A 24,479-nucleotide genomic window follows, 5' to 3' on the forward strand; every position below is an offset into this window, starting at 1 on the left:
TGACAACTCTAACCGGATGGGATTGCGGGATTAGCTCCTCCAGGGTTGGCGGAATAGCTAATATTTGCTGCTGATCATAGTGTTTGAAAACAGGTTGTCTGATTGCCATATCTCATATATCTATACTTTAAATATATGAAAATCAGATTGTTAAAACAAATAAAACCATAGATAACTAATTGATTTTATAGCAATAAACCATTAATAATAAAAAAGAGGCTGATCATGATTTATGATACAGCCTCTTTTTGCTTTAGGCTGTTTACGTAAAACTTACAACGTCCAACGTACAATCTCTAAGCCGGCATGTGCTGCATGGTTTCTGCCAGGTCAAGCTGCAGGCCTTTGGCTATGGCCATGCCCAGGTTAATATCTGCACGGAACCAGTGGCAAAGCTGACGGTTGGTAATCAGGTCTTTCTTTGGCCCATCTATGCCGCTCATGGAGTTTACGATATTATTAATCAGGTCCTGCTTTTGCTGGGCATCCATTAACCGGTACAAATTGCCGGGCTGGGTGTAATGGTCGTTTTCGCCTTCGGCATTGCGGTCGTACCAATCGCCAATAGAGCTGCCAAAATCCCAGGCGGGTTCTTTGTAGCTTTGGTCGGCCTCAATATCATCAAAGCTATTGGGGAAGTAATTAGGTGCCGATGCGCCATTGCCGTTTACTGCCATTGCGCCATCCCGTTGGTAATTGCTTACCAGGTAAGGGCATTTATTAACCGGTATTTGCTCGTAATTGCCCCCTAAACGGTAACGGTGCGCATCCGGATACGATAAAATACGGCCCTGCAGCATTTTATCCGGCGAGTAACCAACCCCATCAATAACGTGAGCCGGGGCAAAAGCAGCCTGCTCAACATGGGCAAAATAATTATCCGGGTTCTCATTCAGTTCCAATACGCCAACATCAATCAGCGGGTAATCGCCATGTGGCCACACCTTGGTTAAATCAAATGGGTTGATGTGGTAAGTTTTGGCATCAGCCTCGGGCATTACCTGTATTTTCATGGCCCATTTCGGAAAATCGCCATTATCAATATGGGTTAGCAAATCATGTTGTGCAAAATCAGGAGCTTTGCCACGCATTTCGCCGGCTTCGGCATCGGTAAAGTTTTTGATGCCCTGCAGGGTTTTAAAATGAAATTTAACCCAAAATCTTTCGTTAGCGGCATTAATAAATGAAAAGGTATGGCTGCCGAAGCCATCCATGTGGCGATAGCCGTAAGGCGTACCCCTATCGCTCATCAGGATGGTTACCTGGTGCAGGCTTTCGGGGTTTAACGACCAAAAATCCCACATCATGGTAGCGCTTTTGCAATTGGTATATGGGTCGCGCTTTTGCGTGTGGATGAAGTCTCCAAATTTTTTGGGGTCTTTTATAAAAAACACAGGGGTGTTATTGCCAACTAAATCCCAGTTGCCATCCTCGGTATAAAACTTAATGGCGAAGCCACGCGGGTCGCGCTCGGTATCTGCCGATCCTTTTTCGCCGCCAACGGTCGAAAAACGAAGAAACAATTTTGTTTGCTTGCCAATGGCGTTAAAAACTTTTGCCCTGGTGTATTTACTTATATCATGTGTAATTGTCAGTGTGCCGTATGCGCCCGAACCCTTGGCATGCACAACACGCTCAGGTATACGTTCGCGGTTAAAATGTGCCATTTTCTCGTGCAGAATAAAATCCTGCAATAGAATTGGCCCCCTTGGCCCCGCGGTTTGGGAGTTCTCGTTTTCGGCGTAAGGCTTGCCCGAGGCGGTTGTCAGTTTCTTTTTAGTTTCCATAAATACTTGGTTTTGTCATTCAAACTTCAGTATAATAATTCAATAGAGAAAATCAATAATTACTATATTTGTATAGAATTTATCTATATCAAATGACCATAACACAACTGGAGTACATTGTAGCTGTCGATACCTATCGCAGCTTTGTTTTAGCCGCCGAAAAGTGTTTTATTACGCAGCCTACCTTGAGCATGCAGGTACAAAAGCTGGAGGATACCCTCGGCGTAAAAATATTCGACCGTAGCAAACAGCCTGTGACACCTACCGAAATTGGCATCGAAATAATTACCCAGGCCCGCATCATGCTGTCTGAAAGTGAAAAGATCAAAGAGATTATCACCGACAGGCAAAAAGAGCTATCGGGCGAACTAAGGGTTGGTATTATCCCTACTGTATCGCCCTACATATTACCAAAAATTATCCATGGGTTTATTGAAAAATACCCGCAGGTGAAGCTTGTAGTATGGGAGCAAACAACCGAAGAAATTGTACAGCAGTTAAAACTGGGGATGATTGATTGCGGAATATTGTCAACCCCGCTGCATGAAAGTAGCTTGACGGAGATCCCCGTTTTTTATGAAAATTTTGTAGCCTACGTATCTAAAAACAGCAAGCTTTCAAAAAAGAAGAACATTACCCCCGATGATATTGATATGGAGGAGATATGGATCCTGAACGAAGGACATTGCATGCGCGAACAGGTATTAAACATTTGCCAGCGCCGCAAGGCCACCAAAGGTTTCCAGCATTTTGAATATAATACCGGCAGCGTTGAAACCCTCAAACGCATGGTCGATCAAAACAATGGGGCCACCATATTACCCGAACTGGCCCTTGCCGAATTAAACGATAAACAGCTGGACAAAGTGCGCTATTTTAAATCGCCCGAACCGGCCCGCGAAGTAAGCATCGTTATCCAACGTAACTTTTTGAAGCGTCGCCTGATTGAAGCCCTCAAAAACGAAATACTTGAGTTTGTACCCAAACGGATGAAAAGCAAGAAGAAAAAAGAATTAATGGATATATAGTTTTAGATGTGCAGATTTCAAATTGCAGATGTGCAGCTGAAAAAAGCTATAGAGCGAATGGTGTTAATTGCAACCCTTCAGGTCCCAGATGTCTTGATACTTGATACTTACTACTTGATACTTCTTTAGAATCTTTCTAAATAAATTTGGATGAATTGTCATAATGGATTACTTTTGGCCATTATTATAATTAGTCTAAATAAAAATGAATCAACTCCAACCCTACATTTACAAACTATTTTCCATTTTTCTTTTACCCGTCATGCTACTTTTAATGGTTACAACGGCATTTGCCCAGCAAAATCGGGGAACCGTTAGCGGGCACGTGATTACTAATACCAATAAGCCGGCCGACAATGTTTCGGTGATGTTAAAGGGCACCAAATATGGCGCTGTTACTAATGACGATGGCGATTTTAGCTTTAGGGCACCCCAGGGCAAATACACGCTGGTAGTTTCGCAGGTTGGCAGCCAAAGCCAGAAGGCTGCCGTTGAGGTTATTGCCGGCAAAACTATTGTTATGCCGCAGTTCACCGTATCTGACGCTACCCACGGTTTACAGGAAGTAAATATCAACGCCAATAAAACCAATAAGTTTAAACGCAACAAAAGCGTTGATGTATCTAAAATGCCTTTGAACAACCTGGAAAACGCTTCGGTTTACAATAGTATCAGCAGCCAGTTATTACAGGAGCAACAGGTATTTTCGGTTGATGACGCCATACGCAACGCACCGGGAATCCAAAAAATGTGGGAAGCCACCGGCCGCGGCGGCGATGGTGGCGCTTATTATGCCAGTCGCGGTTTTGTGGTACAATCTGCATTGCGCAACGGCATTGCCGGTAATGTTACCAGCCAGATTGATGCATCCAATATCGATCGTATCGAGATTATAAAAGGCCCATCGGCCACTTTGTTCGGGAGTAGCCTTACATCATACGGAGGCTTAATTAATCGCGTAACCAAAAAGCCCTATGACTCATTTGGCGGCGAAGTATCTACGTCGGTTGGTAACTTTGATTTTCAGCGTGTAAGTGCCGATATTAACACGCCGCTCGACGCTCAAAAAAAAGTATTATTCCGCCTAAATACAGCCTATAACCACGAGGGCAGCTTTCAAAACACTGGCTTTAACCGCACTATAGCTGTGGCGCCAAGCCTGGTTTATAACGCTACTGATAGGTTAAGCATCGCGGTAGATGCAGAGTTGTTTTACGGAAAAAGCATTGGTAAGCCCATCTTCTTTTTTCCGTATGGTGTAACCATTGCCCAGCTTGGGCATGATCGGGCTGATGAACTTCCTATCGATTACAAGCAATCATACATGGGGGATGATTTAACGGAAACATCAAGAAGCACCAATTTTTATGGCGAAGTAAAATATAAGATCTCCAATTCATGGACCTCGCGTACCAACATCGCATCAACCCATAGTTACTCTGATGGTTTTGGCCCTTACTATTACCTGCTCCCCGGCGATTCTGTTTCCCGCAATGATCAGTCGACCCGCAAAAGCAAGGATGATATGATCGAGATTCAGCAAAATTTTAATGGCGATTTCAAGATTGGTAAATTCCGGAACCGGTTTGTGGGCGGGCTCGACTTTTTCAGGGATAACTCCAACCAGTACTTCTTCGGCAGCACATTGGATACCGTATCATTAAAAGGGAACCAAAATTACAGCAACTTTAATAAAGCCGCTATGGATGCCATGTATGCTACCGGCACCTATGGCTTTACCTACCCGGCCATCTATATCCGTAACACCTATAGTGCATATGTATCTGACGTGTTCAACATTACCGATCAGTTACTTGCATCGGCAGCCCTGCGGGTAGATCGTTTTGTTAATATCGGCAATTACGATCCTACTACCAAAACAAGGTATGGCGCTTACCAGCAAACCGCTTTCTCGCCAAAATTTGGCCTGGTTTACCAGCCCGTGAAAGATCATGTGTCCTTGTTTGCCAATTACCAAAACAGTTTCCGTAACCAAACAGGTATTACCGAAGATAATAAGCCACTTAAACCCGAGCATGCCAATCAAATTGAAGGCGGTGTTAAGCTGGATTTGTTTGAAGGTAAGCTAAGCAGCACCATTAGCTATTACGATATTAAAGTTAAAGATATCACCCGCCCATCGGCTACGCCAAACCGGGTTATCCAGGATGGCACCCAGTTGAGCAAAGGCATCGAGGCCGAGGTGATTGCAAACCCAATTGCCGGCCTGAACGCTGTATTAGGCTTCTCGTACAACGATTCTAAGTACGATGCTACCACCAATGCCGATGTGGCCAACCGTCGCCCGGGAACAGCGTCATCACCATACCTGGCCAATTTTTGGGTAAGTTATCGTTTACAAAAAGGCGCTGTTAAAGGTTTAGGATTTGGATTTGGCGGCAACTACGCCAGCGATAACAAAATTATTAACAGCGTAAGCCAGGGTGTATTTACTTTGCCGGCATACACCATTTTTAATGCCTCTGCTTTTTACGACCTGAAAAACTACCGGATAGGCGCTAAAATGGATAACCTGACCAATCAAAAATACTGGATAGGTTATACCACTGTTAACCCGCAAAAATTAAGAAACTACGCCCTTACATTTACCTATAAATTTTAATGATGACCTTTAAAAAAGGCATACTATTTGCGCACCGCTGGCTTGGTTTTATAGCCGGGCTGGTGGTGTTTATTGTGAGTATTACCGGCTGTATATTTTGTTTCCAGGACGAGATCCAGGATACTGCTCACCATTATCGCCATGTAGATAACCTGTATAAGCCTTACCTGCCACCATCTGTACTAAAGGCCGAAGGTTTAAAAGGATACCCCGGCGCCACCGCCAGCTATATATATTATTATGGGGCCGACAGGCCGGCCGGCGTATTGGTGAATTTGCCGAAAGATAAGGGGATGTTGTATGTATACCTGAACCCTTATACCGGCAAGGTTACCCACACCGAAAACCCGATGCACAATTTTTTTATAATTATTGAATACATTCATTTGTACCTGTTATTGCCACCCAAAATAGGTGGCCTGGTAGTGGGGATATCGGTTATTATATTTGTGGTGCTCATGATAACGGGCATCATCCTGTGGTGGCCTAAACGTAAAACCGATCGCAAGCGAAGCTTCACCATAAAATGGAACGGCCGCTGGCGCAGGGTAAATTACGACTTACATAATGTATTAGGTTTTTATGCCACCGGCGTTGCCCTGATTTTAGCTATAACAGGTTTATCTATAGCTTTTGACTGGGTGAGAGAAGGCATATATACCACAGCCAACCTTGGCAAGGCCTATCCCCAGGAAAAAGCAGTATTAAAATCAGATACGCTTTTAAAGGGCAAAACCAATACCCGCTTTGTGATTGATAAAGCTTTTGAAGCAGCACAGGCAGGATCGCCCGGGGCCGAAATGTTTTTATTGTTTGATGATGCGTCTGCTTCGGGAACTATCGGCGTAAGCGCCTACGCGCAAAGCCTGCATTATTATAAAAGTGATGAGTATGCTTTTGAAAAGTATACCGGCAAAATGCTCAAAAAAACCAGCCACGCCCAAAAAAGCCCCGGCATGAAAATGAATAACATGAATTACGATTTGCACGTTGGCCAGGTGCTGGGCCTAACAGGTAAAATCATTGCCTTTTTAGCCAGCCTTATCTGTGCTTCGCTGCCCATAACCGGGTTTATCATTTGGCTGGGCAAGCGTAAAAAGGGCAAGTCAAAAAAAGGAAAAGAGGTGGCGCACAGGCGGGTGGTGAAACAGATGGGCATTTAATATATCGTGGTGTTAAGTCAACAGTACTAAGTCGTAAGTCTAAAGTTGATTTTTTCTTCTTTGACTTGAAACTTAAGACTTTGGGCTAAAGACTATCCGCCAATTTATCGATGACTCGACAGCAGCACAATGTTAATATGTTATTTTCCTGGCTTCGAAACTAAAACTAACTACTGACCACTAACCGCTCCCGATTACAACTTACCGGTAACCGGCACATATACCGATACCAGCGTACCCCTGCCAACCTGCGAATCCAGCTCGACTTTGCCTTTCAAAAAGTTAATGCGCGAGCGCAGGTTGTTCAGGCCCATGCCACTATAAGCTTCAGGCTTGGCAGCATCAAAGCCCAGTCCGTTATCTTCAATAGTAAGGCTCATGTTTGTCTCGTCCCTTATCAGCGAGATATCCAACCGGCTTGCATTAGCGTGTTTCATTACATTGTTCACGCTTTCCTGTAAAACCCGGTACAAAATAATTTCGATGGTATCATCAAACGGGGCATCAAAGCCTTTGCTGTAAAAATTTATGGCGATGGTATCGTTTTCAATATTCTCAATAAAGTGTTTAATCACCTGTGCAAGGCCTGTTTTATGAAGTGCCCATGGCATCATGTTATGCGATATGGTGCGCACCTCCCTAAAACCATAGTCAACCAGGTTTATGGCCTTTTCAAATCGCTTTCGCTGGTCATCGCTTACAAAAGGCAGTTCGCCGCCAATAACCGTTAAGTTAATTTTTGCTGCCGACATGGTTTGGCTTACACTATCATGCAAATCCTGTGCAATGCGCCTGCGCTCACTTTCTTCGGTTTCAATAATAGCCTGCATGGCCGCGTTGCGTTGCTTTAGCTGCGCCTGCTTATAAAAAACAAATACGATCAAAAGCATCAGCAATACAAAAACGATAATGCCTATCATCCAGTAATTGCGTTTGGTTATTTCAAATTGCTGTTTCAGCAACTGGTCTTCCCGTTGTGTTATCTCGTACTTGGTTTGCAGTTCATCAATAGTTTTTGAGTTTTTGGCAGTACTTAATATGGCATGCTTTTTTAAGTAGAAAAGCGACTGCTTGTAATCGCCCATCTGTCCATACAAATCGGCTATCTCGTTAACAGCGCTGTTTTGCATGTCGGTATAATTTATTTGCGTGGCGTATTGTAAACAACTTTGCAAAGCATCCAGCGCCTGCGGATACATCCGTTTGCTTTTGTATAACTGCCCCAGGTTAAAATAATTAATGGTAAGCGCCAGGGTATCGTTTAACGCTTTTTTTGTTTCTATCGTTTTTAAAATGTCGGGCGCCTGGATATTCTTCTGTTTCATGCTGCCCAAAACATCTCCCATAAAATTATGGCTATAAGCTTCGGAGGTGTTTTCCTTTGCCTTTTTTACAAAATCAAGCGAGTCGCCGATATCAAAAGATTGCCTGTAAAAAGTTAACGCCTCCTGGTAGTTTTGCCTGGCTTCATACAGTTGGCCAAGCCCGTGCAAGGCCAACATCAATGTTTGCCGGGTGCCGGTTTTGGGTGCCAGGTCTATCGCCGCATTGTAAAGGGTAATGGCTTTGTCGTAGCTTTTTTGCCTGGCATACACCTCTGCCAGCTTTATATAGTCATCGGCCAAAACATGCTGTTGATTTATGGAGCCGAGTGCTTGCGCCGCCTTATCGTAATAATGAGCTGTAGAATCATAATTGCCTTTTAAAAAATAAATTGCACCCATGCTTCTGAGCATTAAACCGGTTACTTTTTTATCATGAAGCTTCATGGCAAGGTTTAGTCCTATCCGGGCAACAGGCAAAGTTTCGTCTGTATTCTTCGCGGTTATATAACCTACAGTTTTTTTGGCGGCGGTTAAGCGCGTTTGGGCTGGTGATGTACCAACCACTATTTTTTTTAAGCTATCAATATTCTGACCGGAACACGGAAGGATAATTGAAAAAAACAAAAGCAAAAACAAGTATTTCATATCCGGGTGTATGGCCCCAGTTAAAGATAGCAATTTATCAGCTTTGAAAAAAAAACTCCGATTGTATAACAATTATTAGCAATGCTGATAGTATGGCCAATACCGAAAACAATGTTTGCCTTTGCTTTGCGCCCTGGATATCCGGAATTTTACCGGTACCCTGTAATTTGTTGAATTTTAGTTTGTAAACACGCGACAACACCACAAAAACAACCGGGGTACAATAAGCTAAGTATTCTAAAATGGTTGTCATATCCTTTAATTTTAAGTGAAACAAATTGGTTTTAAGTAGCCAATAAATGCAGCCTGCTGTTGCCTGCTATATTTATTGAGCTTTGCATACCACAATTTTATGGAGTATTAAAAACGCACACAATACAAAGCGATTGGTATTTTTTGCAGGGCCGATAAAGTGTAGATTTACAAATAATTAGTACAATAAAAACAAAAGCGGCACAGGCGGCTTGCCGGGCACAGTGCCGGAAGCATTTGTTAATGCTGATTTAAGTACTAATAAATTAAAAAACGCTAACTTTAATCTGGATGGTTTTGCAGGGTGCAAACCAATAAAAGGACAACAAATAACATTATATAATTCGGCAATCAATCATTCTATAACAGGGCCTCGCCTTTGTAAATAAGACAATCATTAATGGAAACATACCTGATCAAAAAAATAAGAAAAATCAAAGCTGCCGTTAAAATGCTGGTGGCCCTGGTTTTTACTATTATAACCACTGCCTGCTGCCTTAACCGGGCAATAGCCCAAAGCAGAACCAATCAGTCCGATTGGAATGTACCGCCACCTGTGCCACCGCCCTTGCATCCCGGCACCCAGGTAAAGGGGAGCACCAATAGCAAACCTCCGTTGGATAAACCCGTTTCGCTTAGCCTGAGCGATATTCCGCCGGTTGCATTGCCGCCGGCACCTCCTGTACAAATGCCGGTTTTGGCTGCTATTTCAACAACGTCGCCGGTGGTAAATACCCCCGACCAGCCAACAATATTGGGTATTGGCACCAACCTGCCCGAAATTCCCATGCCCGGCGCACCCGAAACCCCGGCCTTACCAAAACAATCCCTGCGCGATTTACCGGTTACATCTATTCCTGAATTGCCGATACCCGCATCGCCTGAATTACCCACCTTACCTGCCGAGCCGGCACCATCGGGCCAGCCCGCGCCTGCAAACGTGTTAATGCCTGCTATGCCCGAGGTGCTTAACCCGGTTACCCCCAACCTGCCCGCAAACAGCGGCGGATTAGAGCCATGGCCCAGCCCGGGGATTCCTGAAAACGCCAATTTTAAGCTGATAACAACAGCCGTAAAAGAGAGCAGGGCAGGCAGCACCAAAGGCGCAAAAAAAGTTAAATCTAAATCAGTTATAAAATAAAACAGGATGGCTTAGCAATAGGCCATATAGTAATCATGGTATATTTAAAATACATATTTATTATAACGCTAACATTTATTGGCAGTGTAACCTGTGCGCAAATTAGATTTAAAGCGGGCGATGAATTTCAACGGCAGGTGATCACCAAATCAAATTGTGTTTTACAACGGGGAGGGCAAACGCTGCATGTAGGCTCGGTTTCAAACATTGTTAAAACATACAAAGTAACAGATGCAACCGAAAAGGGCGCTTCTGTTACCATCACAACCGATAAATTGATTGATACGGTAAATGCAATGGACCAAAACCTGGTGTACAACTCGGCCAAACCAGGCGATCCGAATTCAATCATTCACGCCGGCTTACAAAAAATAGTGAATACCCGGCCGATGGTTTCTGTAAATCATAAAGGCGAAGTATTGAATTTAAAACGCCCGGTATTGGTAGATGATACGCTATTGTCGTTCACCGGCATCCAGCCCGAACGTTTGTTGCCAGGCAGCACCCTGCAGTTTATGGTCGATTTCCCGGTAAACCCAACACTAAAAAAAGGCTATACATGGACGGATGCCTCCAAAGCTGCCGAAACCAGTTATACTATTTACGCGGTAAGCGGGCGCACCACAACTATAACCTACAAAACATCTGTTTTGGGCGGCAATTTAAATAGCCGCATTAACGGGTCGATATTGATAGACAACCTCACGGGGATTATTTTAAAACGCTACTCGCAAAGCGTTTCTACCGGGTACGAAATGGTAAACGGCGTTGTTTATACCGCCACCCGCCGGACGGCTATTACCGAGGTGAGTGTTAAAAAGTAAAAGTATCTATATGCTTGGTCGCCTATTCTTAGTGTTTATGCTTTTCAGCTGCTCTTCCTGTTACTCCCAGGAAAATATGGGATTAATAAAAAACTGGCACAGTTATCCAGTTCAAACCAAAGATGATTCAATCGTAAAATACAATTATTCGCCTAAGGAATGGACTGTTTCCATAAAAAACGGCGAAGTATTAGTTGCCGAAAAAAAGAAAAACGGAACTATTGGCAACCTGCCGTTCAAGGTACAGGTTAACGAAGAAGATAAAATTAACGCAATTGGTGATGTTTGCTATCTGAAAGTTGATGATGGCTTTTTAGTTGGATTCAATCGTGGCGAATGGGGCGGTAGCCTTTACTGGTTTGCAACCGACGGTAAAAAGCATTACAAAATATCTAATGACGAGGTGGTACAGTTCATTCAAAGAGATAGCCACAACTACGCCATACAGGGCCTTTATCATATGGGGTTATCGGAAGGTAGCATCATAAGTATCGAAAAGAAAAACGGCAAATGGAAAGCAAGTTCCTATTTGGCATTACCTAAGGCACCCGAGGCCATTACGTTGGATAACCTCGGCAACTTCTATATTGCAACATCAAATAGCATCTTGAAAATTGATAAAATCCCACAAAAATACACCCTAATTGAAGATGGGATTTGGGCATATGGCCTTTACGTTAACTCGATTGTGGCAAAAGATGATGTATTATATATAGGTATGCATGGAGGTGTATATAAATATGATGTGAAAGATGGTAAACAGGCCTGGCTACTAAATTATTGAGCGATGCCGGCATGGGCAACCTTGCGTTAATGTCAGAAAAAAGATATCTTCACCCCAAAACTTAAAATACTACCGTATGAGTTCGTCAAAAGAAATTTTTGAAAAAATGTTTGCCGGGGGCGATATAAAAATAAACGGTGATAACCCCTGGGATATAAAGGTAAATGATGAAAGAACCTATGACAGATTGCTTAGCGATGGAATGATAGGCTTTGGCGAATCGTACATGGATGGCTGGTGGGAATGCCCTGCCTTAGATGAGTTTTTTTACAGAATGATGTATTACCGGATTGATAAATTAATCCCCAAAAACTTTAATACCGTAAAATTCGCGCTTAAAGCCAAATACCTGAACATGCAAACCAAGACAAAGTCTAAAAAGGTTGCGCATATGCATTATAATATCGGCAATGATCTTTACAGGGGCATGTTGGATAAGCGCATGATATATACCTGCGGTTATTGGAAAACGGCCCAAACACTTGATGAAGCACAGGAAGCTAAGCTCGACCTGGTGTGCCGGAAGCTGAAACTGGAACCAGGAATGCGCATGTTGGATTTAGGGTGCGGATGGGGAGGTTTAGCTAAATTTGCAGCCGAAAGATATGGTGTAAGCGTGGTTGGCGTTAATATTTCTGAAGAGCAGGTTAACCTGGCCCGCGAGGCCACTAAAGGCTTACCTGTCGAGATCAGGTTAATGGATTATCGGGATATAAATGAAAAGTTTGACCGCGTTGCCAGCGTTGGCTTAATGGAGCACGTTGGTTACAAAAATTACCGCAGTTTAATGGAAGTGGCCGCCCGCTGTATGGATGACGATGGTATTTTCCTGTTACATACCATAGGCGGCAATTTTTCGCAAACAAAAACTGACCCCTGGATAGATAAATATATTTTCCCTAACGGTATGTTGCCATCGCCGCCGCAAATTAGTACTGCGGCCATGGGCCTGTTTACTTTAGAAGATTGGCATAACTTTGGCGTTTACTATGACCGCACCTGTATGGAATGGCTGCACAACTTTAAACGAACCTGGCCGGAGATAAAGGATAAATACGGCGATACCTTTTACCGCATGTGGGAGTTTTACCTTAATGGCTGCGCGGCATCATTCAGGGCGCGCAAAAACCACTTATGGCAGGTAGTATACAGAAAATCAAAAAGCTTAGGATTGTATGAACCGGTAAGGTAGTATTGTATTACAGCTATCAGATATAAAGCAAAAAGCGGGGCTATTCTTTGAACGAATAACCCCGCTTTTTCATTTGTAAGGGCCTTTTATTTCCCTTTATCAAACTTCATCCAGTGCAGGTTAAAGCCGCCCATATCTGCATAAACCCTTACTTTATTACTGCCGACTTTTAGCTTAATGTTTTTTAGTTCGATGACCTGCCATTTTTTAAAGCCACCGGTGGCGGGGATATCGATAGCCTGTTTAATTCCGTTAACATCCAGGGTTATTTTGCCATCATTGGCAGCGGCGGCAACTTTCAGTTTAACGCTGTAGATGCCGGGGGCTGCTGCTTTTAGCGTGTATTGCAGCCATTCGCCTTTTTCAATATCGGTTACATAGTAGCTGTTGTACGCTGCAGAATCTTTGGCTATATCTACCCCATCGTTACGGTACATGTGCCCATTGTTGCCTTTGCCGTATTTACCGGTTGATACGTGGTAATCGGCAGTATCGGTATCAAAGTAGGCGTAACCGTTGTGGCCCAGGTCATAATCTACCGCGTTGATAATGGTTCCGTTAGTAATCTTATTTGCCTTAAACGGTTTTGTTGCGATTGTATGAGGCTGCCTGAAAATGGCATCTATCACATCATGATGAATAATGGCGTTTTCCAGTTTGGCGTAAGTGGCCATCTCTAAAGTGCCGCTGTAAACATTACTTTCCTTCGGCTTGTTACGGCCAGTGTTCAGGTAATTGGTAACATCATCATAGTTTGGGTTGGATGGTATCTCGATAGGATTATTATTACCCATCTTTTTTAGCGGCCAAAGCGCCCAGCCAATGTTATTTTTCTCTAACAGGCCAATGGCCTCGGTTAACCACACGTTGGAGTTTTCGCCGGTTTCGCCAAGCCATACGGGCATGTTGTACTGGTCGCGGGTTTTTATAATGTGCTCTACCGATTTTTGGTCGTTATAGTTCCAGTATTTGTGAAAGCTAAGCACCATATTTTTATCCCAGGCAGGCAAAATGCCGTTGTAGTTGTTGCCCCAGCCATTACCTTCAATAATAATAATGTGTTTTTTATCAACCTGGCGTATAGCCGTGGTAATATCAATCATCAGTTTTCTTAGCGGGGCGTTGGTTTTTTCCTTCAGGCCGTTCCTGTCATTCGCCGGGTCATCAAAACCAAAGTTGGGTTCGTTAATAATATCATAACCGCCTATGTTAGGTTCGTTTTTATACCTGTCGGCCAGTTTATGCCAAAGGGCAATCATTTTTTGCTTGTTGGCCTCACTATCCCATAGCGATGGGTTGTCGGTATTCCTGTCGGATATATTCAGATCGTTACCCTGGCCGCCCGGCGTGGCATGCAAATCAAGTATCAGGTACATGTGGTTGGCCTTGCACCAGGCCAGCAGGTCGTCGGTCATTTTAAAACCTTTGTCTATCCAGGTGTTTTTACCGGCAACGGGCTCCTTTTCAATGGGGAGGGTATACAGGTTGTAATGCATGGGCAGCCTAACCGAGTTAAAGCCCCACCGGTGCATCGAATCCACATCAATTTTGCGGGTGTTATTGGCCAGCCAGGTATCGTAAAACTCTTTGGTTTCTGCCGGGCCCATCAGCTCCTCCAGCCGCTCGCGGATGCGGTACTGGCGGCTATCTTTGGTTACATGCAACATATAGCCCTCCTGCAACATCCAGCCCCCAAGGCCCATGCCGCGCAACAGTACGTTTTTACCTTTTTCGTCGGTTATTTTTTTGCCATCAGCCTTTAAAAAGCCTTGTTGCGCCTGGCTTTGTACCGATATAAAAGAAGCCGCGGCCAATACCAACAGGCCCTTGCAAGAAAATATATTTTTAACGGATTTTGTTAACATGTTATTAGCGATTATTATAAACGTTTATTTTAAGAGAGTCAAGAATTAAGAATCAAGAAAAAAAAGTAGCAGACCTTTTTGCGCTTATCTTAATTCTTTACTCTTAATTCTTGATTCTAATTTTACCAGGTATAAGTACCAACAGACCCTTTATCCAAATGAGCGGCAAGCGTTTTGCCTGCGTAGCTGATATCAAAATCATGTGCGGCTTCGCTGGTATTGGCCACAATTAAAACCCTTTTGCCATCGGGCGTTTTAAAAGCCACGTTTGGCAATTTATCCAGGTTATTTGATGCTATGCGTACCGAACCCGGCCTTACAAATTTTGATGCATGCGCAATGGTATAATAAGCTACGTTTTTTTTCACCTCGTTTTTATTGATGGTAACCGCGCCCTGGCATGATGGGCATCCTCCCCTATCGGTATAAGGTTTATAGTCCTGGTCGGCGGCCAGGTTCCATTCCAGTACGTTGCGGCTCCAGTTGCGGGTTGCGCCAATAATCAGGTGCTTTAACGGCCACCTCATATCAATGGTCGATTCGTTTTCTGGTTCAACAACCATCTGTTCGGTAAAGTAAACGTTCTTTTCGGGGTGGGCATTGTGTACGGTGCTTAGCGCGCTGATATCGCCGCCATATAAGTGAAAACCCGAGCCATCAATATACTTGGCGGCCTCCTTATCATTTAATATCGAAATTGGGTAGTCGGGCCGGTCGCAGTTATGATCGTACAAAATAATTTTTGTTTTGATGCCGGCTGCCTTAAAGGTGGGGCCCAGGTTATTTTTGATAAAAGCGCCTTCATCAGGGGCAACCAGCAGTAAGCTGGGGTTATTGCCGGGGTGTAAAGGCTCGTTTTGTATGGTAATGGCATCTATGTTTATACCCTGAGCTTTCATCCCCTGTATGTATTTTACAAGGTACCTGGCGTAGGTTCCCCAATATTCGGGCTTTAGCCTGCCGCCGCGGGTATCGTTGTTGGTTTTCATCCATGCCGGGGGTGACCATGGCGAACCCAATATTTTTATTGAAGGGTTAATGGCCAGTATCTGTTTCATCACCGGTATTACGTCCTGCTTATCGGGGCCAAGGTCAAAATGCTTTAATGTGGGGTCGGTTTGGCCGGCGGGCATGTCATCGTACGAGAAAACTTTTTCATTTAAATCCGATGCACCTATGCTCAACCGCAAATAACTTACACCAATGTTGTTGTCATTAACGGCAAACAGGTTTTTTAACAGCGCGGCGCGGCTATCGGCATTCATACGGATGATGTGCATGGCGCTGCCACCGGTAAGCGCGAAGCCAAAACCATCAATGGGCTGGTAGGTTTGCTTATCATCCACCGTAATGGTAATTTCATTGGGCTTGCCCCCTGCTTTAAACTCCAGCGCTTCTTTTTGTTTAGCAAACAATGCCGACCTATCGGCCTTGGTAAGCCAAAGGCTGGCCGCTGTTGTTTTTTGGGCTGATGCTATGGTAGCAGTACACATCAGCGCTGCCGCCGATAAAAACGAAATGACATGTTTATTCATCAAACAAATATTTAACGGGTTATACATAATCCAAAACAGGTTTTGAAAAGGCCGGAAGGCAATTGGTTGAGTAAATTTATTATTGTTTTTGAGATATAACCGCATAAATTATTAAGTAACCAACAATTTACGTGTATTAGTTACACAAAGGTGCCGGATAGTATGGATGCCCGGGCCTGACCGCCATTAAACTGACCGGATTATACCCCCGAAAAAGCGCCTTACAACGGGCAGGAGTCGCATTTAATTAGAAGCTAAATTTATTTGCTTTTATTAAAAATAAAGTATATTTTCACTTGCACTATCCACATGAGAGACCCGAATAAAAAGATCATCATTTTTGATGATGACGAAGACATCCTTTCTATATGCAGTTATATTTTAGAAGAGCAAGGCTGGGAGGTTTTTACTTTCACTGATTGCAATAATATAACCGAAAAAGTATCGCGCGTTTTACCGGATGTTATACTCATGGATAACTGGATTCCTGATGCCGGCGGCATTATTGCCACCCAAACATTAAAAAAATCGGAAGAGTTAAAAAACATCCCGGTAATTTACTTTTCGGCCAATAGCGATATCCAGATCCTGGCCAGCAATGCCGGCGCCCAAACCTACCTGGCCAAACCGTTTGACCTAGAAGAATTGGAAAAGGTTATCAGCAAGGTGCTGATTAGTGAATAAACATTAAATTTTATTCTACATTATATAACAAGGCCCCATCTGTTTAGGATAGGGCCTTGTTAGTTTATGCCTTTTATTGCGGACCACCCGGGCCGCCGCCACCCGGACCACCACCGCCTGGACCGCCACCACCCGGACCACCGCCGCCTGGACCACCACGCTGCCTGTCGCCCCTAATGTCCTGGGTTGGCGCTTTACCTGCAAATTTTTGCAGGCGTAAGGTAAAGGTAAGCAGGTAATACCGTGCAAGCCTGTTTACGTTTGATACAGTAGTTGAACTGGCTGTTGTGGTTGATGAATAACCGGTGTTTTGGTTAAATAAATCGAAAGCTGATAGCCGCAGGGTAGCTACCTTGTTTTTTAAGAACCGGCGTTCCACATACATGTTTAAAATATTAGGATTAGTTACTTTAATGATCGAGGCATACCCGTAATTGGTTGCCTTGGTATAATCGTAGCTAAATACCCAATCGCCAAAATAGTTTTTACCGGTGAGGCCAACGTTCCAGGTCCGGATATTGGTTAAACCATCGTTAATATCATTCTTTACCGAGTTAGTTGTTCTGTTGATGGCATAGTTGGTTAAAATTTGGGCGTCGATGATATTCGGTAAGTCTACCCTGAAACGGATTTCGGGTGTAAATACCAGGTTTTTGGCAATGTTTTTTTGTTGTGCAGACGCTATCTGATCAGGCGTGGCTGCCAGCGGGTCAAGGTCGGTAAGGCTGGTTAAGTAGCCTACGTTATTATTGTATTGCGCGGTACCATTAAGCGTAACCGAATATTTGCGCTCGGCCCATGGCTTGGAGTAAGTAACCCGGCCGGTAAAATTATAAAAGCCATCGGCATTCAGGTATTGGGTAAATATCCTGTTTGAGGTATTTGATGTAATGGTATTAGTTACCACCTGGTTAGATACGTTTTGGTACGTAAAGTTTGCAAAAAACACATTACCTGTTGTAAAACTAAAGTTGTTATACCTTATGGATATATTGTTGGTAAACGCAGGTTTCAGGTATGGGTTACCCTGAACCGGGTAAAGCGCGTTCGAAAAATCGATAACCGGCTGCAACTGGGTAAAGCTTGGTGCCGCGTTTGATCCGTTATAGTTAACCGCGAATGTTTTGCTGCGCGAAAAATTATAAATATAACGGGCAGTAGGTATAATATTAAAGGTGTTTTTATGCGTATCCGGGATGGTACTGTTTGTTACGGAGTGCCCATCTAAGGTTGAAGGCTGCACCGCCAGGCCCAAAGTATAGTTATACTTTTTCTCGATGAACCTATAGTTTAAGCCAACCTTATTGGTGGTAAACGTATAATCAAATTTGTTCGACAGCAAATCGTACACATTCCAGGTTTGGGCATTGCTTAGTGTATCCGTTTCCTTATTATTTACCGTTGCCGAATGATTTACGGAATAATTAAGCTCTAAATATGATCGTGTGCCCAATGGCTCAAGGTATGACAGGTTTACGCCAACACTATTGGTACGGCTATACGTATTAATAATCTGGTTTTCGGGAGCGGTTTGCTGTGTACCCGGAACAAAATTATAAATAGGGTTTTGATATGATGTGGTTGGCGCCGAGCTTGCCGATGCAAAAATGCTCAGGTTACGGCGATGCGGAAATTTATGGTTATACAATGCGGTAATACCATAGTTAGGCGATTGCGAATCGCCATTGGTAGTAGAGGTGTATGCCGAAGCAAGCGTTCCTTTACGGGTAAGGTTTACACTATCCGATTCATTAGTGTTGGTGCTGCCGTATGAAAAAGATGGCACCACTTTTAAGTAATTAACAGTATCCGGCTTATACTCCATGTTCCAGTTAAATCGGTGATTGATATTCTGATCTTTTTCGAGGCTTAACTGGTGCTGCTCGCTTGGGTTAGCTGCCGAGGTATTTTGCTGAAAAATATTGTTATTGGTGCTTGTGGTATTATCCGCAAAGCTATAGCTGCCGTATACCGCCAGGTTTTTGCCCCATTGATCCCTAAAGTTTAAACCTATTGATTTTGCATCAGTTAAACCATTTTGAGCGGTAATCAGGCTTCCGCCGCCACCACCGCCACGGCCCGCATTGCCACGGCCACCACCGCCGCCAAAACCACCACCGCCACCACCACCTGCAGTGCCGAACGAGAAGGTATTAACATTGGTGTTATTGATACTTCCCTGCACCGCAATTTGCTGATCGCCGTGAAAATTGAAAATATTTAATGATCCTATGTAGCGGTTTTTATTGGCTACGCCCTGGTCTTGCGGCAGTGCATCGCGGCCATCGCCGGCAGTTGCCTGGGCGGTATAGCCGTAGTTTTTATCTTTCCTGATGGTAATGTTCATTACTTTGGTAGGGTCGCCGGTTTTAATGCCGGTAAGATTGGCCTGGTCGCCGTAATCATCAATCATCTGTATGTTTTCAATAATATCGGCAGGCAGGTTTTTGGTGGCGCTTTGCACATCGCCGCCCATATAATCCTTGCCGTTTATCCGCACCTTGGTAACCTGTTTACCCTGCGTGGTAATATTGCCGTTTACATCCACATCCACACCGGGCAGCTTTTTTATCAAGTCTTCGGTGGGCGCGTTGGCCCGTACTTTGTAAGCTGCCGCGTTGTATATTACGGTATCCTCTTTAAGGGTAATGGGATTGGCGGCTCCTATAATGTTTACCTGGCCAAGCAAGTTTGTTTCGGCCTTTAATAATATCAAACCTAAATCTACCGGCTTGGTATTATCCTCCAGGGCAAAGTGTTTTTTTATGGCAGTAAACCCAATTGATGATATGGTGAGCGTTATTTTACTCCCTTTAACACCCGCAAACCTGAATTTACCATTAGCATCGGCAATGGTTAATGAACTATCGCCGGCATCGTTTACCAGTTTTACACTGCTGCCGGGCAAGCTCAGTTTGGTGGTATCGGCAATGGTACCGCTAATATCGCGGGCAGTTTGGGCCTGGGCGCCAAAGGCGCATAATAAAAAAATACTTAAAGTAAAAATTAGGGGTTTCATGATATATGTTCAGCTACAAATGTGTTTAGTTGTGGTAAAGACACAATTAAAGTGCAAATGTTCAACATATAAAGGGCATATTAAATAATAAACATATAATTGTTACACATACAGCTCCTAAAGGCCTATCAATCATATTATTGTTACATATACGACTTAAAATTATGGCGTACGCCGCCGGCAGAAGCGGCGCCAGGCTTTCTGTTCATACTGCACAGGCATTAGTCACCTGGCCGGTATCCACGCCAATCCTTTACGCGAGCCACCGGTATACAAAACAGCCGGATGAAATTAAACATTCGGGATTTGCATATTCATTACCTACATGGCGTTTACTTATCAGCAGGCCACAAGCCCTGAGGCTTGCGGTTATTTCCCGTAATTAAAAAAGCTGAATATTTATCGATATCTATTCAAAACCGGAGCATTAACGTGGTTTGCATGCAAACTGTCAAAAACCAGAAATTGAGGGTTAATTTGATTTTTCTGAAAAAATGGACTCTTATAATATACGGCTTGCGCCACAGTTACATATCGCGGAACGTCAAACTCGAGCCTTTCAATAAATGACGATCCAGGTTTTATATCGCGCATTGGCCGAACCCGAAATTGATTAAAAAATGTTACCTGCTTTTTATATTCTTCTACAGAATCTGCTTTAATGCCATTTATTTCCCGGGTTGTATAAAACTCAAAAGCCAATACATGCTTATATCGATAATAACGGGTAACACCATATTTAAATTTGTTAATCGTTTCAAAATGAAGCGTATCATCATTGTTTGTAAAGTCCGGCATATATTCTCCCGGGATATAAATGGTGCTATCGGTATTATTTGTAATCTTAACATAAACCGTATCTTTCTCTTTGAGACAGAATAATGAAACGCGGCCTTGCCTTACTTCTTTTTTAGGAGTTGCAAAATTACAGGAGCAAATAAACATCCCTAAAACGATATAGAAGAAAAAAAGGTATTTCATATTGCTAAATGGATATTAGATTAATAATTAAAATCGCTTTCTGTATGCGTAGGGCAAACAGCCTTAAAGGCACTTGAAGTTAGCTTCTGGTCGGTGTTATCAAGCTGAAAAGTGCTTGCTTGCGCCAGCGGGGCTCCATCTTAGGCAAACAAAAACCAATTCTCATTTTACAATGACGGTTTGATTTTTGTCATCCCAATAAAGTCTATCCCGATTTTTTTCCAACCAATCGGACCACCTTTTATAATCGTTTAATGTCGGCTTATATCTGCCTATGTAATCTCCGTCTGACTCAGATTGAATCCCCAGGCTGGCGCACGCGTGTCGCGTGTGCCAAGTTGTTTAGCACAAATCTTGTCATTTACAAAAATTCAATATCAACGAGTCCTTTACCATCGGCATAATCAATAGCGCTTGAATATTTCCAGTACCATGGTTCGTCAACAAAGCCGGCCGCTACCGGGTTGTTGTGAATATAGTCGGCTTTTTGTTGGATAACGTGGGCACTCCATAGTTCAATAGGTTTGTTATGATGCTGCCAAAACTGGTAGYTTGTAACGTTACTGCTATTTGCAGCCGCCTTTTTAAACATCGATAACATCCACTCCCTGCGAGATTCCTGGATGTTGCCCTCAATTTCCYTAACCAATTTTTTCGCTGTAAATTCTTTAAACCTGCCTAATATTACTTCCGGGTTATTATCCCTTGCCCTGTAAATTAAATGTATATGGCTGGGCATTATACACCAGCAATATAATTCCATGCCGAGGTTATTTTTGCAATAAGTTAAACTTTCTGTTATTACCTCGTTATAAACCGGCCTTGTAAAAACATCTATCCAGTTTACTGTGGCAAAGCTTACAAAGTATAACCCCTCTTTATTTAAAAATTTATATTTTCTGCTCATTGGTAATTGGTTTAGCTTTATAAAGCTACAATGATTAGATAACATTAATAAACAAATGCAAAAAATCCCAGATGCTTCTAAACATCCGGGATTTGAAATTGGCTTTGCTTAGCGCATACCTATCAGCGGGGCACACGCGACACGCGTGCGCCAGCTTGGGGTATGTAATCTGCTTTTTGCTGAATAACATTGGCTATTTGTTTCACTCTTTATCGATTTAGATGGAGTTGAAAATTACAAAAATTTGCAAGATGCGGATAATAAAAAATGGTAACCGGTACCAGTTGCTGCGGGCAGCATTTACCCAAAACTTTTAAAGCTAAACTTAAATAGTTAAGAAGGCTTTTTTATCTGTAAATTATTGAGACACTTGTGTATTTTAGCGGCCAAATTATATAAACAAATGAAAAAACCTTTATCACTATTTTTACTTATTTTATTATTCTCGACAGTAAAAGCCCAGTTTAAACAAATTGCAGAAGGCCCGGTTTTTAAGGAACCAGAAGAGGGCTTTGCCAAAGTTTTACAATTAAAAAATGGCAACACGATGTTCCTCGACATCAGCCTTAAAGAGGGCATCCAGGTACACATGTATAACCCCGCCCATCATGAAACCGCAATAACCCAGGTTGATCCGTCATATGGCAAAATAAGCCGGGGTGGTAACATTAAAGGCGCGTTTGAAATTAACGGCGATGTTGTATTGATGGTTAGCTCACTTGATTCAAGAGTACCTACCCTTTACAGGGTAATTATTGATGGCAAAACAGGAACCTTAAAGGATGATACTAAAATTGCAGAGTTAGGCAAAGTAAATATATTTCAAGGATATTCGATGGCCTTCGGGGGCGTACCTATACCTGATTTTTTTGTACGTAAAGACCCCAACAGCGATAATTACGCGGTAGTTTTATTTAATACCTTCGAAAGCGACAGAAGTAAACGAATTGAGATTGTTAGCTACGGCACAAACAATAAAGAAATGAGCAGGGCTTATTATGCATCTCCGGACGAAAAATATAAATACCTGCACTATATCGACATGGCGGTAATAGGTAGCGAGAAAGTTTGTGTACTGGCTTACGGCTATAACAAGCTTAATGATGGTGACAGTGAGCTGATTTTGGCCAACCTGGATAAAGGCGCTAAAGAAGTAAGCTATACCGAACTCGGGTTTTCGCAGGATCTTTCTGTCTACCAGGGAGTCGCCCGTTATAGTCCCGCAACAAAATCAGTAATATTATCTGTGGTTGTTAAGCAAAAGGGAAGTAGAAACGAATATAGCTCTGTTCTAACTTTTATTAACCCGTTTGAAAAAAAGATCAATAAGTTTAATGAAATATCCCCGTCAGACAGGATCAACGCTTTCGCGAGTTCGAAAAAAGGATTCAGGGGCTTACCTCAAAATATCTTCATAAACCAGGATGGTACTTTTACGGTTGTATATGAAGAGATGGAAATAATTACCCGCACCAGTTATGGTGTAAATGTTTCTTCGTCGAGCAATTCATCCACTACATTGGGAGACCTGGCAGTTGTTAATTACAGTAAAACCGGCGAGCCGATAAACGACTTTATCATTCGTAAAAGCCATGTTTTAAGCAATACTTTATTGGACCCTTTTTATCATTCGGTAAGGGAGGGCTCGGCACAGGAACTTCGCGGAGGCAACCAGTTTAAGTCATTCGCGTATCTCGACGGAATATCTAAAAGCTTTATCCTTTTCAATGATACCGAGCGCAATAACGAAAAGCAGGAACAAGGCAGCCTGGTATCTATACAAGGTGTGAGCGATTGCGATGGCTTTTATTATGCCATTGCCGGAGCAAACGCAGTACCTAAAAGAGACTATGTTTTTGGTAATCCTGCAGGCAAGCATGATCATAACCTGGGTTTATTTTCCATATCTGATTATGACCGGAAAAATAACGTATATGTAACGCTCGAGCTATCTAAAGAAGATGGTAAAAAAGGCGTAAAAGTAGTTTGGTTACAACCTTAATAACAAAATTTCGTGGGTGTTTAACTAAATCACATTCAACGATTGATCCAATCATCACCCGATAAAAAAGCCGCCTCAACTGTATCGATGAGGCGGCTTTTTTATAACCTGTTCCAAGAAGCTTTAGGCTTTCTGCCTTCAGCATTAAGCCCTTAATTAAAAACTACTGGCACGGTTAAATTCTCCCAGTTCAGTTCAAATCCTTTTCCCGAAATGGTGTAGGTTAGCCTTTCGCTCGTGCCGGCAGATTTTCCGGGGGTGGCAGTTACCACGGCAACGTCTTTTGCAGGGTCCTGGGTGGTGGTGCCATCGCGGTTAATGCCCCATTGCCCGGTTTGCGAGTTGAAGATAAATTTCCATTCTTTTTCGCCCGGTACAGCGTATAGGCTGTATTTGCCGGCCGGAATGGTTTTACCTTGTATGGTTAAGGCCTTATCGGCAGTAAAAATGGTTGCCTGGTTGGCGCCCGCCCGCCATACTTTATCATAAGGTACCAGGCCACCCCATATGGTGCGGCCTTTAACCGCCGGGCTGCTGTAAACAATAGTTACCGCTGCGCCGTTTATAGTGCCGGTGGCGGTAGCGGCCGGACTTGCTTTTTCTTGTGCCATAACAGTAAACGACATCATGATGCCGAACAAAACGAGCATAAATGACTTTTTGAATGTGATACTTTTCATAATGGGTAATGTTTTATTGGTTAATACGAAGCAAGTTACAAG

Annotated in this window: 19 protein-coding genes; 10 read left to right on the top strand and 9 right to left on the bottom strand. The window is 43.2% G+C overall.

The window, feature by feature from the left end:
• Nucleotides 1–296: 296 nt before the first annotated feature.
• Nucleotides 297–1,787 carry a catalase gene (locus tag AC1DV1_RS01880; protein WP_477354402.1) on the bottom strand — a complete coding sequence of 497 codons (1,491 nt, stop codon included), beginning with the start codon at nucleotides 1,785–1,787 and terminating at the stop codon, nucleotides 297–299.
• A 92-nt stretch (nucleotides 1,788–1,879) separates the two neighbouring features.
• On the opposite strand from AC1DV1_RS01880, the gene AC1DV1_RS01885 reads away from it, so the two are divergent.
• The 3 genes from AC1DV1_RS01885 to AC1DV1_RS01895 all read left to right on the top strand — a co-directional run bounded on the left by AC1DV1_RS01885 (nucleotide 1,880) and on the right by AC1DV1_RS01895 (nucleotide 6,601).
• Nucleotides 1,880–2,815 (top strand): LysR substrate-binding domain-containing protein, encoded by a 936-nt coding sequence (locus tag AC1DV1_RS01885; RefSeq protein WP_477354405.1) that lies wholly within the window; start codon nucleotides 1,880–1,882, stop codon nucleotides 2,813–2,815.
• A 262-nt stretch (nucleotides 2,816–3,077) separates the two neighbouring features.
• Complete coding sequence (locus tag AC1DV1_RS01890; protein WP_477354408.1) at nucleotides 3,078–5,438, top strand: TonB-dependent siderophore receptor; 2,361 nt, start codon at nucleotides 3,078–3,080, stop codon at nucleotides 5,436–5,438.
• On the top strand, nucleotides 5,438–6,601 hold the full coding sequence (locus AC1DV1_RS01895) for a PepSY-associated TM helix domain-containing protein (protein WP_477354411.1): 1,164 nt from the start codon (nucleotides 5,438–5,440) through the stop codon (nucleotides 6,599–6,601). The genes AC1DV1_RS01890 and AC1DV1_RS01895 overlap by 1 nt, the downstream gene beginning before the upstream one ends.
• A gap of 194 nt (nucleotides 6,602–6,795) precedes the next feature.
• On the opposite strand, the gene AC1DV1_RS01900 is transcribed toward AC1DV1_RS01895, so the two are convergent.
• Both AC1DV1_RS01900 and AC1DV1_RS01905 read right to left on the bottom strand, forming a co-directional pair.
• Nucleotides 6,796–8,571: a tetratricopeptide repeat-containing sensor histidine kinase gene (locus AC1DV1_RS01900; protein WP_477354414.1), complete on the bottom strand. Its 1,776-nt coding sequence runs from the start codon at nucleotides 8,569–8,571 to the stop codon at nucleotides 6,796–6,798.
• A gap of 37 nt (nucleotides 8,572–8,608) precedes the next feature.
• A complete protein-coding gene (locus AC1DV1_RS01905) occupies nucleotides 8,609–8,824 on the bottom strand; it encodes a hypothetical protein (protein ID WP_477354417.1) in 216 nt (71 codons plus the stop codon).
• A gap of 399 nt (nucleotides 8,825–9,223) precedes the next feature.
• Between AC1DV1_RS01905 and AC1DV1_RS01910 the strand changes: the two genes are divergently transcribed.
• The 4 genes from AC1DV1_RS01910 (at nucleotide 9,224) to cfa (ending at nucleotide 12,764) form a co-directional block, all read left to right on the top strand.
• Entirely contained in the window at nucleotides 9,224–9,964 is a 741-nt protein-coding gene (locus AC1DV1_RS01910) for a hypothetical protein (protein ID WP_477354420.1), read from the top strand.
• 35 nt (nucleotides 9,965–9,999) lie between these two features.
• Entirely contained in the window at nucleotides 10,000–10,788 is a 789-nt protein-coding gene (locus AC1DV1_RS01915; RefSeq protein ID WP_477354423.1) for a hypothetical protein, read from the top strand.
• A gap of 76 nt (nucleotides 10,789–10,864) precedes the next feature.
• Nucleotides 10,865–11,572 (top strand): hypothetical protein, encoded by a 708-nt coding sequence (locus AC1DV1_RS01920; RefSeq protein WP_477354426.1) that lies wholly within the window; start codon nucleotides 10,865–10,867, stop codon nucleotides 11,570–11,572.
• Nucleotides 11,573–11,648: 76 nt separating this feature from the next.
• Nucleotides 11,649–12,764 (top strand): cyclopropane fatty acyl phospholipid synthase, encoded by a 1,116-nt coding sequence (cfa, locus tag AC1DV1_RS01925; protein ID WP_477354429.1) that lies wholly within the window; start codon nucleotides 11,649–11,651, stop codon nucleotides 12,762–12,764.
• An 86-nt stretch (nucleotides 12,765–12,850) separates the two neighbouring features.
• Here cfa and AC1DV1_RS01930 read toward each other — a convergent pair whose 3' ends face one another.
• Together AC1DV1_RS01930 and AC1DV1_RS01935 are read right to left on the bottom strand one after the other, a co-directional pair.
• The gene (locus tag AC1DV1_RS01930) at nucleotides 12,851–14,629 is read right to left on the bottom strand and encodes a cellulase family glycosylhydrolase (RefSeq protein WP_477354432.1); all 1,779 of its coding nucleotides are present in this window, start codon (nucleotides 14,627–14,629) and stop codon (nucleotides 12,851–12,853) included.
• Between the two features lie 122 nt (nucleotides 14,630–14,751).
• Nucleotides 14,752–16,164, bottom strand: coding sequence for a glycoside hydrolase family 30 protein (locus AC1DV1_RS01935; RefSeq protein ID WP_477354435.1), 1,413 nt, complete (start codon nucleotides 16,162–16,164; stop codon nucleotides 14,752–14,754).
• A gap of 309 nt (nucleotides 16,165–16,473) precedes the next feature.
• Between AC1DV1_RS01935 and AC1DV1_RS01940 the strand changes: the two genes are divergently transcribed.
• Entirely contained in the window at nucleotides 16,474–16,848 is a 375-nt protein-coding gene (locus tag AC1DV1_RS01940) for a response regulator (RefSeq protein WP_477354438.1), read from the top strand.
• A gap of 73 nt (nucleotides 16,849–16,921) precedes the next feature.
• Here AC1DV1_RS01940 and AC1DV1_RS01945 read toward each other — a convergent pair whose 3' ends face one another.
• Nucleotides 16,922–19,867: a TonB-dependent receptor gene (locus tag AC1DV1_RS01945; protein ID WP_477354441.1), complete on the bottom strand. Its 2,946-nt coding sequence runs from the start codon at nucleotides 19,865–19,867 to the stop codon at nucleotides 16,922–16,924.
• Between the two features lie 164 nt (nucleotides 19,868–20,031).
• Here AC1DV1_RS01945 and AC1DV1_RS01950 point away from each other — a divergent pair, with 164 nt between their 5' ends.
• Nucleotides 20,032–20,253, top strand: coding sequence for a hypothetical protein (locus tag AC1DV1_RS01950; protein WP_477354444.1), 222 nt, complete (start codon nucleotides 20,032–20,034; stop codon nucleotides 20,251–20,253).
• Between the two features lie 13 nt (nucleotides 20,254–20,266).
• On the opposite strand, the gene AC1DV1_RS01955 is transcribed toward AC1DV1_RS01950, so the two are convergent.
• Together AC1DV1_RS01955 and AC1DV1_RS01960 are read right to left on the bottom strand one after the other, a co-directional pair.
• Complete coding sequence (locus tag AC1DV1_RS01955) at nucleotides 20,267–20,848, bottom strand: hypothetical protein (RefSeq protein WP_477354447.1); 582 nt, start codon at nucleotides 20,846–20,848, stop codon at nucleotides 20,267–20,269.
• Nucleotides 20,849–21,209: 361 nt separating this feature from the next.
• Complete coding sequence (locus AC1DV1_RS01960) at nucleotides 21,210–21,755, bottom strand: REP-associated tyrosine transposase (RefSeq protein WP_477354450.1); 546 nt, start codon at nucleotides 21,753–21,755, stop codon at nucleotides 21,210–21,212.
• A 403-nt stretch (nucleotides 21,756–22,158) separates the two neighbouring features.
• Here AC1DV1_RS01960 and AC1DV1_RS01965 point away from each other — a divergent pair, with 403 nt between their 5' ends.
• Nucleotides 22,159–23,757, top strand: coding sequence for a hypothetical protein (locus AC1DV1_RS01965; RefSeq protein ID WP_477354453.1), 1,599 nt, complete (start codon nucleotides 22,159–22,161; stop codon nucleotides 23,755–23,757).
• A 152-nt stretch (nucleotides 23,758–23,909) separates the two neighbouring features.
• Here the strand turns inward: AC1DV1_RS01965 and AC1DV1_RS01970 are convergent, their stop codons facing one another.
• The gene (locus tag AC1DV1_RS01970; RefSeq protein WP_477354456.1) at nucleotides 23,910–24,437 is read right to left on the bottom strand and encodes a DUF2911 domain-containing protein; all 528 of its coding nucleotides are present in this window, start codon (nucleotides 24,435–24,437) and stop codon (nucleotides 23,910–23,912) included.
• Nucleotides 24,438–24,479: the final 42 nt, after the last annotated feature.

The sequence above is a fragment of the Mucilaginibacter sp. P4_D1 genome (genome assembly GCF_056401935.1).